We start from the raw sequence: 13,219 nt of genomic DNA, 5'->3' as shown, positions 1-13,219 counted from the left end.
TGCTGTCTGGTCGCGTTTCAAAAGGCGACCGATTCCGATCCGTCAACCCGCTTTGCGGATCGGGGTGCGGTCGCCGCGCGAAAATCGAGCGAGGAGCAAGGACGGATGACGACGTTTCGGGACAATCTGCTGGCCGGCAAGACGGCGTTCGTGGCCGGCGGAACCAGCGGCATCAACCTCGGCATCGCGAAGCGCTTCGCCGAACTGGGGGCGAAGGTCGCGGTCGCCGGGCGCGATCCCGACAAGGCGGCGCGCGCGGCGGCCGAGATCGGCGCGGGCGCGCTCGGCCTGTCGGGCGATGTGCGCGATTATGATGCGATTCGCGGGGTGATGGAGACGGTCGCCGACAGGCTGGGGGCGATCGACATCGTCATTTCGGGCGCCGCGGGCAATTTCCTCGCCCCGGTGCTCGGCATGTCGGCCAACGCCTTTCGCACCGTCGTTGACATCGATCTCAACGGCACCTTCAACGTCTTCCGGGGGTGTCACGACCTGCTGAACAAGCCCGGCGCGTCGCTGATCGCGATCACGGCGGGGCAGGCGGTCAACGCGATGGCGCTTCAGGCGCATGCCTGCGCCGCGAAGGCCGGGATCAACCAGCTCGTCCGCACGCTCGCGCTCGAATGGGGCCCCGACGTACGGGTGAACGGCATTTCGCCCGGGCCGATCGCCGATACCGAAGGCATGAAGCGGCTGGCGCCCGACGCGGCGACCCGCGAGGCGCATTATGCGCGCATTGCGATGAAGCGGTGGGGCAAGGTCGAGGAAGTGGCCGAATCGGCGGTGTTCCTCTGCTCGCCGGCGGCCGCCTACATCACCGGAACGATCCTCGATTGCGACGGGGGCAGCCAGGTCGGCGATGCGTCGCGCATCGACCAGACCCAAGGCCTGTGACGGACGCGCCGTGCCATGTACGGCGCGGCCAGGTCGGCGGCGATGGGAAGGGAATGGTGGGCGTGGCAAGGATTGAACTTGCGACCCCTGCGATGTCAACACAGTGCTCTACCACTGAGCTACACGCCCACACGTTCTGGGGTGACGCGCCCCTTAATGGGCTTGGCGCAGGCTGGCAAGCCTTTCGCGCGCCCGGCGATGATTATTGTTGGTGCGACCGGTCGGCGCGCCCGAACAGCAGGTCGACCTCGCGCACCAGGTCCTTGAGGTGGAAGGGCTTCGACAGCAGCTTCGCCTGCGGGACATTCTCTTCCGCGCGCAGCGTGACGGCGGCGAAGCCGGTGATGAACATCACCTGCGTCTGCGGCGCCGCCTTCGCGCAGTGCTGCGCGAGTTCGATGCCGTCCATCTCCGGCATCACGATATCGGACAGCAGCAGGTCGAACGTCCCCGAATCGATATAGGGCACCGCTTCGGTGCCGCGGTCGACGGCGGTCACGTGATAGCCGGCGCTGGTCAGCGCATGCGCCAGATATTCGCGCATCACGTCATCGTCTTCGGCCAGCAAAATCCGGATCATGCTGTCAATTCGCCCCCTGGTCATGCGGCGTCGCCCCATGGGATCCTGCCGTCGTCGCGATGCCCGCCATAGTGGCAGAGGCTTAACAAATTCGGTGACGCTGGATTCGCCGGGCGAATTTTGCCACCTTGGCCGCATGCCGCAGCCTATCTTCCAGAGCGCCGCCATCGCTGTCAATCGGCCTGCGGTCAGCGGCCCCGTTCTGGTCTCGGTTCCCCATGCGGGACGTCTTTATCCGCCCGAGATATTGGCGGCGGCGCGCGTCGACCGCGCGATGCTCGAGCGGCTGGAGGATGGCTGGTGTGACCTGCTGGCGGCCGGTGTGACGGCGGCGGGCGGCACGGTCGTCCAGGCCCTGTGGGCGCGCGCGGTCGCAGACTGCAATCGCGGCGAAGGCCAGATGGCGCCGGGCGAGGTCGCGGTGACGCTGCGCCCGCAATTCTCGGCGCCCGGCCGCAAGGAGCGGGCGGGGCTGGGCGTTGTCCCGACGCGCCTCGCCGATTGCGGGCCGCTGTGGAAGCGCCCCATGGATGCGGCCGGCCTGCGCTGGCGACTCGATTCGCTGCACCGGCCCTATCATGCCGCGCTCGCGGCCGAGCTGGCTGCCCTGCGTGCGCGCTTCGGCCACGCGATCCTGATCGACCTCCACAGCATGCCGCCGATTCCGTCGGGTCAGCCGGGGCATGGCGCGCGGATCGTGGTCGGCGACCGTTTCGGCGCGACGGCCGATCCGGCGCTGGTCGATCTGGTCGTCGATGCGGCGGCGGGGCTTGGCGAGCCGGTAACGCGCAACCAGCCCTATGCCGGCGGTCATATCATCCGGACCCACGGCTGCCCCGCGGACGGCCAGCATGCGGTTCAGATCGAGATCGATCGACGCCTGTATCTGGACGGGATGGGCAGACCCGACGCCGCGGGCGTGGCGCGGCTCTCGCGCTGGCTCGCGGAACTGGTCGCCGCCGCAAACAGCCTGTTTTCGGGCGACGAAGGGCTGCCGCAAGCGGCCGAATAAAAAACCACCTCGTACCGAAGTACGAGGTGGCCAGGGTCCAGGGAGGACGCACCCGCGTCATGGGACGGGGCACTCGCCGCAGTGGAAAGGGGGCAACCACGACGGCGTACCGACAATCTAGGACGTTCCGCGCCGCGTTACAAGAAGCGGAAAGAAATAATGTTGCGAAAGAAAACTGGTCGGGGAGAGAGGATTCGAACCTCCGGCCCCTGCCTCCCGAAGACAGTGCTCTACCAGGCTGAGCTACTCCCCGACCGATCTCCAGCGCCGACGAAGCGGCGCGAAGGCAGGGCGGTCCTCTAGACGCGCCGCCCGGGAACTGCAAGCGGCAATCGCACCAGGATCGGGACCTACAGCAGGTGCGCGCGGCGAAAGCTGAAATGACCGCTGTCGACGAAGATCAGATGGTCGAACAGATCGATCCCCATCGGACGAAGGAGCCGCGAAACCGCGCGGGTGCAGGCGAGGTCGCCTTCGCTGGGCCAGGCGACGCCCGAGGGATGGTTGTGCGCCATCAGCACGCCGGTCACCGCCGGGCCGAGCAGCCTTCGCCAACGCATCGGGGGAATGGTGCAGCGCCCCGACAGCGTCGCTTCGATCCGTTCGGCGGAAATCAGCCGTGCATGGCCATCGAAGGCCAGCAACTGGACGGTTTCGCCGTCGTTGGTGAAGGACGGGCGCAGCAGGTGGCGCGCGACATCGTCCTCGTCCGCGCATTGCACGAAGCCGGTCGCGGCCATGTCGGCCCCGTTGCCAAGCGGATCGGAGAGATTCATCGCGCCGTCTATGCGGCGCGGAGGCCGGCGCTCCAATCGGCATCTGCGCCGTAACGGAGAGTCATGGCTGCTGCCGCCCTTGCCGTCCTTCCGTCGCGCGCTTAGCACTGGGGCCCGCAACACAGGAGCAGGTCTTGCCCGATTCCATCCATTATGAACTGCAATATCTCGACCTGATGCGCCGAATCTGGGCCGAGGGCGACGAGCGGGTCGACCGCACCGGCGTCGGCACGCGCTCGCTGTTCGGCGAGACGATGCGATTCTCGCTCGCCGACGATGCGATCCCGCTGCTCACCACCAAGCGGGTCTATTGGAAAACCGCGCTGCGCGAGATGCTGTGGTTCCTGACCGGCGACACCAATATCCGCCCGCTGGTCGCGCAGGGGGTGCGGATCTGGACCGACTGGCCGCTCGATCGCTATCGCCGCGAGACCGGCGAAGATATCGGCGCGGAGGATTTCGAGGCGCGCATCCTTTCGGATTCCGATTTCGCGGCGGCATGGGGCGATCTCGGTCCCGTTTACGGCCACCAATGGGTGAACTGGCCGCGCTACGAGCCCGCGGGGGATGGTCTGTTCCGCCGGGCCGAAAAGGGGCACGACCAGATCGCGGCGCTGATCGATTCGCTGCGCAGCAATCCCGGGTCGCGGCGGCACATCTTCACCGGCTGGAACGTCGCCGACCTCGATCGCATGGCCTTGCCGCCGTGCCACATGACCTATCAGTTCCATGTGCGCAGCGACGGCGGATTGTCGTGCCTGCTGTTCCAGCGCTCGTGCGACCTGGGGCTCGGCTTCGCGTTCAACATATTCGAGGCGGCGCTGCTGACGCGGATGATCGCGCAGCAATGCGACCTGCACGCGCACGAACTGGTGTGGACCGGCGGCGACGTGCATCTCTATCTCAACCACACCGCGCTCGTCGAAGAGCAGTTGCGGCGGACCCCGGCCGGCGCGCCAAAGCTGCGCCTCCTGCGGCGGCCGGAAAGCATCTTTGCCTATCGCTTCGAGGATTTCGCGGTCGAGGCCTATGCGCCGCAGGCGCATATTCCGGCGCCCGTCGCGGTCTGATCGCAGGCATTGCAATGGATCGGCGACGGTAATAATATGTCGCCGCATTGAAATATAACTAAACGGCGCGTGATTCGCGTCGAAGGGAAGAAGACATGCCTGAGACGCCTCGGCGCCCGGCGGGCAATCTGCCGCCGCTGTCGCTCCATATTCCCGAACCGCGCTATCGCCCCGGCGATACCCCCGACTTCAGCGACGTTCCGGTTCCTGCCGTCGATGCCACGCCGCGCCCCGGCGAGGCGACGAAACCCGACGCGATGCGCGACCTGTGTTACGGCCTGGTGCGCGTGCTCGATTTCGACGGGCAGGCGAAAGGACCGTGGGACCCGAAGCTGGCGCCCGAGCGGCTGCGCACGATGCTGCGCTACATGATGACGGTGCGGGCGTTCGACGACCGCATGTTCCGCGCGCAGCGGCAGGGCAAGACCAGCTTCTACATGAAATCGACCGGCGAAGAGGCGACCTCGGTGGCCTCGACGATGGCGATCGACCGCGCCGACATGGTGTTTCCCAGCTATCGCCAGCAGGGCATATTGATCGCGCGCGACTATCCGCTGGTCCAGATGATGAACCAGATCTATTCGAATCGCGGCGACCATCTGCTCGGGCGGCAGCTTCCGATCATGTATTCGGCGCCCGACTACGGCTTCTTCAGCGTCTCGGGCAATCTGGCGACCCAATATCCGCAGGCGGTGGGCTGGGCGATGGCGTCCGCTTCGAAGGGCGACAGCCGCATCGCGACGACATGGTGCGGCGAGGGATCGTCGGCCGAGGGCGACTTCCACTCGGCGCTGACCTTCGCGACCGTCTACAATGCGCCGGTCATCTTCAACGTCGTCAACAACCAGTGGGCGATCTCCAGCTTTTCGGGTTTCGCCGGCGGTGAGCGCACCACCTTCGCGGCGCGCGCGGTCGGCTATGGCATCGCCGGGCTGCGCGTCGACGGCAACGATCCGCTCGCGGTCTATGCAGCGACCCAGTGGGCCGCGGACCGTGCGCGGACGAACAACGGCCCGACGCTGATCGAACATTTCACCTATCGCGCCGAGGGGCACAGCACCTCCGACGACCCGAACGCCTATCGCGCGGCGCAGGAGGCCAGCGCCTGGCCGTTCGGCGATCCGATCATGCGGTTGCGCGAGCATCTCGAACGGCTCGGCGAATGGGACGGCGAGCGTCACGAAGCGTTGAAGCAGGAACTCGACGATCTGATAAAGACGTCACAGAAGCAGTCTGAAAAACTTGGAATTTTGGGGCATGGCATGCACCAGCCCTTCGAAACCATGTTCGAGGATGTGTTCGAGCACATGCCCTGGCATCTTCAGGAACAATGCGAACAGATGCTTGCCGAACAAAGGGCCAAGTTCGGCCCCGACTGGAAGCCCGAGTGATGAGCGCGCCCGTGAAGACCATGAACATGATCGAGGCGATCAACAGCGCCATGGACATCATGCTCGAACGCGACCCCGCCACCGTCGTGATGGGCGAGGACGTCGGCTATTTCGGCGGCGTTTTCCGCGCCACCGCGGGGCTGCAGAAAAAGCATGGCCGGACCCGCGTCTTCGACACGCCGATCAACGAATGCGGCATCATCGGAGTCGCTGTCGGCATGGGCGCCTATGGCCTGCGGCCGGTGCCGGAGATTCAGTTCGCCGACTATATCTACCCCGGTCTCGACCAGCTGGTCAGCGAGGCGGCGCGCCTGCGCTACCGGTCTGCCAACGACTATATCTGCCCGATGACGGTGCGCACGCCGTTCGGCGGCGGCATCTTCGGCGGGCAGACGCACAGCCAGTCGCCCGAAAGCATCATGGCGCATATCTGCGGCGTGAAGACAGTGATTCCGTCCAATCCCTATGATGCGAAGGGGCTGCTGATCGCGGCGATCGAGGATAACGACCCCGTCGTATTCCTCGAACCCAAGCGCATCTACAACGGGCCGTTCAGCGGCTATTACGACCGCCCGGTCGAGCCCTGGTCGAAGCATGCGGCGAGCGCGGTTCCCGAGGATTATTACCGCATCGAACTCGGCAAGGCCGCGACGGTGCGCGAGGGCGAGGCGGTGACGGTGCTCGTCTATGGCGCGATGGTCCATGTCGCGAAGACGATCATCGAGGAGATCGGGGTCGACGCCGAGATCATCGACCTGCGCACGCTGCTGCCGCTCGACATCGAGGCGGTCGAGGCGTCGGTGAAGAAGACCGGACGTTGCCTGATCATCCACGAGGCGACGCGCACGTCGGGTTTCGGCGCCGAGCTCGCCGCGCTGGTGCAGGAACGCTGCTTCTATCATCTCGAGGCGCCGGTCGAGCGCGTGACGGGTTTCGACACGCCCTATCCGCACAGCCTCGAATGGGCCTATTTCCCGGGTCCGGTGCGTATCGCGACCGCGCTCGACAAGTTGATGAAGGACTGACCGCCATGGCCCGCTATTCGTTCCGCCTGCCCGATATCGGCGAAGGGATCGCCGAGGCCGAGATCGTCGCCTGGCACGTCCGGGTCGGCGACCGCATCGAAGAAGATGCGCAGCTTGCCGACATGATGACCGACAAGGCGACCGTCGAGATGGAATCGCCGGTGTCGGGCGTGATCGTCGAACTGGCGGGCGAGGTCGGCGACATGGTGCCGATCGGATCGACGCTCGCGGTCATCGAAACCGATGCCGACGCGGAAGCATCCGATACGCCGGCGGATGGTTCGAGTAGAGAATCGACCGATGAAGTCACGGTTTTAGAAGAAGTTGCAGAGACTTCCGAAGATTCCGTCGAGGAGTCAGCCGAAGCGCCTGCCGCCGTTGCCGAAGCAAGCCCGTCCGCGGCCGCTCCCGCAGGCGGGAAAGAGGACAGGGCGGTGCTGGCGTCTCCCGCCGTTCGCGCGCGGGCGCGTGATCTCGGCGTCGACCTGTCGCAGGTCCAGGCCGAGGGCGACCGTATCCGCCACGCCGATCTCGACGCCTATCTGCGCTATGGCGCGGGGCAGGGCTATCAGGCGCCGGGCGCATCGCGCGCCCGCGCCGACGAACCGATCAAGGTCATCGGCATGCGCCGCAAGATCGCCGAGAATATGGCCGCCTCGAAGCGCGCGATTCCACATTTCACCTATGTCGAGGAAATGGACGTCACCGCGCTCGAGGCGATGCGCGCCGATCTGAACGCAAATCGCGGAAATCGGCCGAAGTTGACGATGTTACCTTTCCTGATCGTCGCGATCTGCCGCACGATTCCCGAATTTCCGATGATCAACGCGCGCTACGACGACGAAGCGGGCGTGGTGACGCGGCACGGCGCCGTGCATCTGGGCATGGCAACGCAGACCGACGCCGGGCTGATGGTCCCGGTGATCCGCGACGCGCAGGACAAGAATGTCTGGCAATTGGCGTCGGAAATCAGCCGCCTGGCTGAAGCCGCGCGTACCGGCAAGGCGAAGGTCGACGAACTCACCGGCGGCACGCTGACCGTCACCTCGCTCGGCCCGCTCGGCGGCATCGCGACGACGCCGGTGATCAACCGGCCCGAGGTCGCGATCATCGGCCCCAACAAGATCGTCGAGCGCCCGGTGTTCGCCAAAAATCCTCAAGGGGGCGACGACATCCGCCGCGCCAAGCTGATGAACCTGTCGATCAGCTGCGATCACCGCGTCGTCGACGGCTGGGACGCCGCGAGCTTCGTCCAGGCGCTCAAGCGGCTGGTCGAAACGCCAGTGCTGCTGTTCGCCGACTGATAGGCTTGCCCTACAGGCCGAGCCCCGCGAAGCTCGTCTGGTCGAATTTCAGCCGGAAGGTCGCATAGGCGCCCGAGCGGGCGAAGCGCGCTTCCTCGAAATCGCGGTCGTGAAAGCCCGCGAAATTATAGCCGAGGGTGATGTTGACATTGTCAACCGGCGCAATCGTCAGCGTCGGACCGCCGGCCCAGGCGACGGTATTGGCGTCGGTGCCGACGCGCAACGTGCCCGAAGCGCCGATCGCGGCCCGCGTGCCGAGGTTGAGGCGCAGGTCGGCGCCGAACAGGTTCGACCAGCCCTTCACATCGTCGGCGCCGAACCGGTCGAAATTGTAGCGCGTGCCCCAGAAGAAGCCGAATTCGCCGCGTTCGTACCACATACGGCCTTCGGCCTGCCGTGCGTCGCGAGCGGCAAGCGGCGTCCAGTTCACCGACAGGCTGTTGAGCAGCCGGCGGCTCGTCACGTCGCCGCTGACGGTCAGCGGGGCGCTGCCCACGGGACCGGGCTGGCCCGCAACGGCGCCGCGCACCTCGTCCGACCGATATTCGGCCTTGTTCAGCCACGACACGCGCGAATCCGCGGGGCGATGCGCCCAGCTCGCTTCGAACTGCATCGTTTCGGTACTCGGCATCGCGCCGCTGCCGCTCGCCCGCGTCCAGCTGAGCAGCGCGCCGAGCGCCCGGCCTTCGCCGAGCTGGCGGAGACCGCCGAGCGTCAGGCCATAGCGGTTGGCCAGTTCGCCGTCGCGATATTCGGCGCGGCTGGTCAGCGTCCAGCGGTCGGCGCGATAGGTGGCGCCGCTGCTGATCGCGACGAAATCCTCGGTCAGCGTGCCTGGATTGCCAAGGAAACCGCCCGAGGCGACCGGGGTGTTTACATTGATAACATCGCGCGCTCGGATACCGCCGAGCGTCCGGTTGCCGTCGACGGCCATGTCGACCGACCAGCGCTCACCGAGCCGCAGCGACTGCGACAGACCATAGGCGGCGAAACTGCGCGGGCCATATTCGCTGATCTGCTGCTGGTTGGCGGCGGCGAGCAGGCGAGCGCCGGCCCACGGCGTCAGATCGAAGCCGAGGCGGGCCGTGCGCGCCTTCACCGTGTCGCCGTCGGCAATCTCGTAGCTGCCGACCAGATTGACGTCGCGCGTCACCGCGAAGCGTGCGCCGAGGCGGTGTCGGCTCGGGAAATCGACGCTCGCATCCCGGCCGCCGAGCGCGAATTCGGTCTGGGCGTCGAGTTCAAGCCGCTTTTCGAACAGGCGCTGCGTCGCACCCAACTGGACGATGTCCGAACGGTTGCGCGTGCCGTCGCTCAGCCGGTCGTCGGCATGGGTCAGGCCGGCGCGCGCGACGGTCGTTCTCCCGCCCGCGCTCCGATCATATTCGACCAGCGCGCGCGCGGCGCGGCGGCGGGTGCCGGCGTCGAGGAAGCTTTCCTGCCACGCGCTTCCCGTCATCGACAGCGCCGAACCGACGCGCAGACGGGCATCGACTCCGATCTTGCGCGTGCCGTCCTCTCCGCCGCCGAGTTGGCCGGTGCCGAATCCCGCCTCGCGCTCGCGGGCGTAGGCGAGCAGGTCGGCGCGGCTGCTGTGATACTCGGCCTCGACCAGCCACGCGCGGGCCGTGCCGCGAGCGGCCTTGCCGCCCGCGCGGGTGCTGGCGTCGCTCAGGGCGAGTTCGGCGCGGATCTCGGTATCGGCGCCGGGGCGATAGCGCGCATCGACGCCGCCGAGGTCGGTGCGGGCGTCGCTATCCTCGTCGTGGATGAAGGTTGCGCCGACGCGCAGCTTTTCGTCGCGCGACCGATAGCTGACGCGGCCGCCCGCGTTGAGCACGCGCTCGCCGACGCCGTCGACCTCATATTCCGCGACGATATATTGGGGATCGAGGTTCGACGAGCGGCTGAGAATGGGGGAGCGGAACCGCAGCGTTCCAGCCAGATAATCGATATCGTAATCGACGTGGCGGGTCATGGTAACACTGTCAACAATGCGCTCGCTATGCAGGCGGTCGCGCGTTTCGATCGTGATCCGCTCGCTGTTCGGCAGGATATCGCGGGCGCCGAGCGGGTAGGGGCCGGTAAGGCCGTTGCCCTGGATCTCGTCGCGGCGAAAGCGGTAGGGGGTGTCGGCGACGAAAGCGGTCGCGGCAAGCGTGCGGCCGCGATACTCGGCCTTGCCGCCGTTCAGCGCCCGATTGTAGCGCGCGAGCTGCGGATCGGAGATGCCGGTCTCGAAATCGCCGAACATCGCATAGAATTGCGGCCGTTCGAGCCGCAGATAGAGCTTGCGTACCGACGCCGCATCATGGCGCATCTCGTTGCGGTCGGCGTAGACGGTGTAATAGGCGCGCGGGTCGATCACGCCGCCGAAGCGCGCGTCGTCCTGCTCCTTGTCGCTGTCATAGGCGAGCGTCATCAGCCATTTGCCGCGCACCCGCCCCTTGGCATAGAGTGCGAGCCGCGCGTCGGTGTGAAGGTCGTCGAGCGTTTCGGCCACCGATTCCATGCGGTCGTCGAGCGTATTGTAGCCGAGCGTTCCGGCGGCGAAGCCGACTACGGTCCACGGGCGGTCGCCGGGGTCGAGCCACATGTCGAGCGTCTGCCTGCGCTCGACCTTGTCGTCGCGAAAGGCGAAATCGATCGTCAGCGTGCCCGAGGCGGTGGTGGGTTCGAGCTCGATATAGGCGATGCCGTCGTCGCCCGCGGTTTTCCACAGCGGGCGCGCCCGTTCGAGCCCGGCAAGCTGGCGGGCCTGCTGCGCATCGGCCTCGACAGCGGGATAATATGGGGCAGGGACGCTGAAATCGCCCGTCAGCCCCTTGCGGATCGGCTTGCCGTCGCGGTCGGTCAGCCGCACCGCGATGACGGGACGGGTGACGCCGTCGGCGACGAGGATCGACCGTTCGCGCACCAGCGTCGCGCGCGTCGGGGTTATCGAATAATGGACCTTGCGCTCGATCCTTTCGATGATGACACCGTCAACACCGCGGATTTCCGCGGTCAGGCTGTTGTCGCCTTCGTGAATCTCGATCCCGCGCCAGACGCTGACCGCGATCCGGCCGTCGGCGGACTTGGTCATGCCGTCGAAGGCGAGCGGGTCGACGGGCTTGCCGTTGATGCGGAGCGCGACGCTCTGGCCGGGCAGATGCTTGATCGCCGCCCGCACCGACTTGGCGCGCGGATTGTGATCGGGGGCGGGAAAGAGCCATGCGATGCCCGGTTCCTGGCCAGCCAGCCAGTCGCGATGCGCGCCCGCGGCGTCTGCATCGCCGGGTACCGCCGTCGCTTCGGGGGCCGTGGTCCGGGGCGCGATCCGCGGAGCGGCGGGCGCGGCGCGGAAGTCGGCGCGCTTCAGCGATCCGCCGCGTCCCTCGACGAAGCGCGAGATGGGGCTGCCGGCGCTTTGCGTCGAGCGCGCGCAATCGACGGCTTCGCGATCGAGCGGCAGCGTCGACGGGTCGATCTGGACGACGTGAAGGCCCGGGCGCACGCCCTCGAAATGATAGCGGCCGTCCTCGTCGGTGACGGTATAGCTGCCGTCCTGCAGCATCACGCGCACGCCGGCGACGCCGGCCGCCTTGCCCGGATCGACGCTGCATCCGCCATCGGCGATGCGGCCGATGATCGTCATTCGATCGCCCAGCCGGTCGCGCTTGATCGCAATCGCCGCCTCCGCGACATTGCTCGCCGACCCGCGGTTGTCGGACGCCGATGCCCGATTGAGCGCCCGTCCCGGCTGCGCCGAGACGATCACCTCGGCCAGATAGGTCAGCAACACCGAACGGCCGGGCGCGACGCCGGGCAGCGTGACCGCGAAGTCTCGGCCGTTCGCCGCAACCTGTGCCTCGACGCGCTCACCGTCGGCGCGGACGGTATCGGTCCGCAGGCGCATGCCGGCGGGCAGCGTGTCGCGGACCGTCACCGCGCCCGTGGTGCGCCGCGCGTCGCCATTGGCGACCTCTATGCGATACTGGACGATGTCGCCGGGAACCGCGACTTCGGTCGAGGTCGTCTTGCGCAGCGCCAGCGGCAGGCCGGGCTTGTCCACCGGAATATCGATCCGGACCGGCGCCGGGCTGGCAAGGGTGAAGGTTCGGCCATAGCTGGCATCGCCGATCGTGAAGGGGTGATCCGCATCGGGACGGCGGAGACCGGCCAGTTCGGCCGGACTCGAAGCCGAGGGGGCGGCATAGGGCGCCGGCGGCTCGACGACCAGGCGATAACGGCCGGGCGCGAGGAAGGGAAAGCGATAGTCGCCTTCGGGAAAGCGATAGACGGTGCCGCCCGCGTCGGTCACCGACTGGCCGGTGACGACCGACGAAGGATAGGCGGACACGCCGTCGTCGCCGAACACCGGCGCCGGGTTGCCGGTCGCCGCATCGACGATCGTCACGCGGGCGCCCGCCACGGGGGCGCCGTCGCCGCTGTCGAACACGATGCCGAAGGGATCGACGAGGAAATCGATCGTCGCGAGCGCGGTCATTCCCGCGCCGGCCTGGTCGGATATGTGCAGCGTCATCGTGGCGCCGGGCTCGACCGACAGGCGGCAGTCGCCCGCCGCAATCGCCGGCGGCGTGCCGATGGTGTTGATGAAACCGACGAACTCGCCGCTGTCCGGCGCCGTTTCGGTGAGGGTGACGCGCTCGCTGTCGCCGTTTTCCAGCGCCAGGACGACGGGGAGCGTATCGCGCCGCGACGGATCGCGATTGGCCGAAGCGAGCGTCACGCCGATCACCAGCAATTCGCCGGCGCGGAAGCTGCCGCTCTGTTCGAGCGCCGCGGGATCGGTCGAAAGGCCGGCATAGGCGCCCGCGACCTGGATCAGATGCGCACCGCATCGCGCGGCGGAGGCTCCGTTGGAAGCGCCGCCGTCGCACGGCGTCGGCATCAGCGGCATCGATTTGCCGCCACCGCCGTCGGTCAGGCGATAGGTGGCGATCGTCGGCTTTTCGGGGGAACGCGGCCGGACTGCGATATCGACCCGGTTCGACGAGATCCGCGCGGAATCGCCGATGCCGTCATTCCATTGGGCAGAAGCCGTGTTCGAGATGATTCTCGGGGCATCCTGCGCGCGCGTCGGCGGGCCCGCGCACAGCATGGCTGCCGCGGCGAGAGCGCCCGCAAGGCTCAGGGATTTCGCGATCGATGTCATCGGCCGTGC

9 protein-coding genes and 2 tRNA genes are annotated in these 13,219 nt (G+C 67.2%); 6 read left to right on the top strand and 5 right to left on the bottom strand.

Annotation, left to right across the window (positions count from 1 at the left end):
• Positions 1–105 precede the first annotated feature (105 nt).
• On the top strand, positions 106–894 hold the full coding sequence (locus ABS88_RS09875; RefSeq protein WP_076075250.1) for an SDR family oxidoreductase: 789 nt from the start codon (positions 106–108) through the stop codon (positions 892–894).
• Positions 895–948: 54 nt separating this feature from the next.
• Here the strand turns inward: ABS88_RS09875 and ABS88_RS09870 are convergent.
• Together ABS88_RS09870 and cpdR are read right to left on the bottom strand one after the other, a co-directional pair.
• A tRNA-Val gene (locus tag ABS88_RS09870) sits at positions 949–1,023 on the bottom strand.
• Positions 1,024–1,096: 73 nt separating this feature from the next.
• Complete coding sequence (cpdR, locus tag ABS88_RS09865) at positions 1,097–1,474, bottom strand: cell cycle two-component system response regulator CpdR (RefSeq protein ID WP_076075253.1); 378 nt, start codon at positions 1,472–1,474, stop codon at positions 1,097–1,099.
• Positions 1,475–1,610: 136 nt separating this feature from the next.
• Here cpdR and ABS88_RS09860 point away from each other — a divergent pair, with 136 nt between their 5' ends.
• The gene (locus ABS88_RS09860; RefSeq protein ID WP_076075256.1) at positions 1,611–2,486 is read left to right on the top strand and encodes an N-formylglutamate amidohydrolase; all 876 of its coding nucleotides are present in this window, start codon (positions 1,611–1,613) and stop codon (positions 2,484–2,486) included.
• Positions 2,487–2,662: 176 nt separating this feature from the next.
• Here the strand turns inward: ABS88_RS09860 and ABS88_RS09855 are convergent.
• Positions 2,663–2,739: transfer RNA gene (locus ABS88_RS09855), tRNA-Pro, on the bottom strand.
• Between the two features lie 97 nt (positions 2,740–2,836).
• Positions 2,837–3,262, bottom strand: a complete 426-nt coding sequence (locus ABS88_RS09850) for a JAB domain-containing protein (protein WP_076075258.1) — start codon at positions 3,260–3,262, stop codon at positions 2,837–2,839.
• Positions 3,263–3,396: 134 nt separating this feature from the next.
• Between ABS88_RS09850 and thyA the strand changes: the two genes are divergently transcribed.
• From thyA to ABS88_RS09830, 4 genes are all read left to right on the top strand, one after another.
• Positions 3,397–4,332, top strand: coding sequence for a thymidylate synthase (gene thyA, locus ABS88_RS09845; RefSeq protein WP_267894974.1), 936 nt, complete (start codon positions 3,397–3,399; stop codon positions 4,330–4,332).
• Between the two features lie 95 nt (positions 4,333–4,427).
• Positions 4,428–5,723 carry a 3-methyl-2-oxobutanoate dehydrogenase (2-methylpropanoyl-transferring) subunit alpha gene (locus ABS88_RS09840; RefSeq protein ID WP_076075261.1) on the top strand — a complete coding sequence of 432 codons (1,296 nt, stop codon included), beginning with the start codon at positions 4,428–4,430 and terminating at the stop codon, positions 5,721–5,723.
• A gap of 20 nt (positions 5,724–5,743) precedes the next feature.
• The gene (locus ABS88_RS09835; protein ID WP_076077825.1) at positions 5,744–6,748 is read left to right on the top strand and encodes an alpha-ketoacid dehydrogenase subunit beta; all 1,005 of its coding nucleotides are present in this window, start codon (positions 5,744–5,746) and stop codon (positions 6,746–6,748) included.
• Between the two features lie 5 nt (positions 6,749–6,753).
• Positions 6,754–8,052, top strand: a complete 1,299-nt coding sequence (locus ABS88_RS09830; RefSeq protein ID WP_076075263.1) for a dihydrolipoamide acetyltransferase family protein — start codon at positions 6,754–6,756, stop codon at positions 8,050–8,052.
• A 10-nt stretch (positions 8,053–8,062) separates the two neighbouring features.
• On the opposite strand, the gene ABS88_RS09825 is transcribed toward ABS88_RS09830, so the two are convergent.
• Entirely contained in the window at positions 8,063–13,210 is a 5,148-nt protein-coding gene (locus tag ABS88_RS09825) for a hypothetical protein (RefSeq protein WP_286749664.1), read from the bottom strand.
• Positions 13,211–13,219: the final 9 nt, after the last annotated feature.

This window comes from Sphingopyxis sp. SCN 67-31, assembly GCF_001725095.1.
Note: the sequence above shows the minus strand (reverse complement) of the source record. Positions and strands in the feature narration are given on the sequence as shown.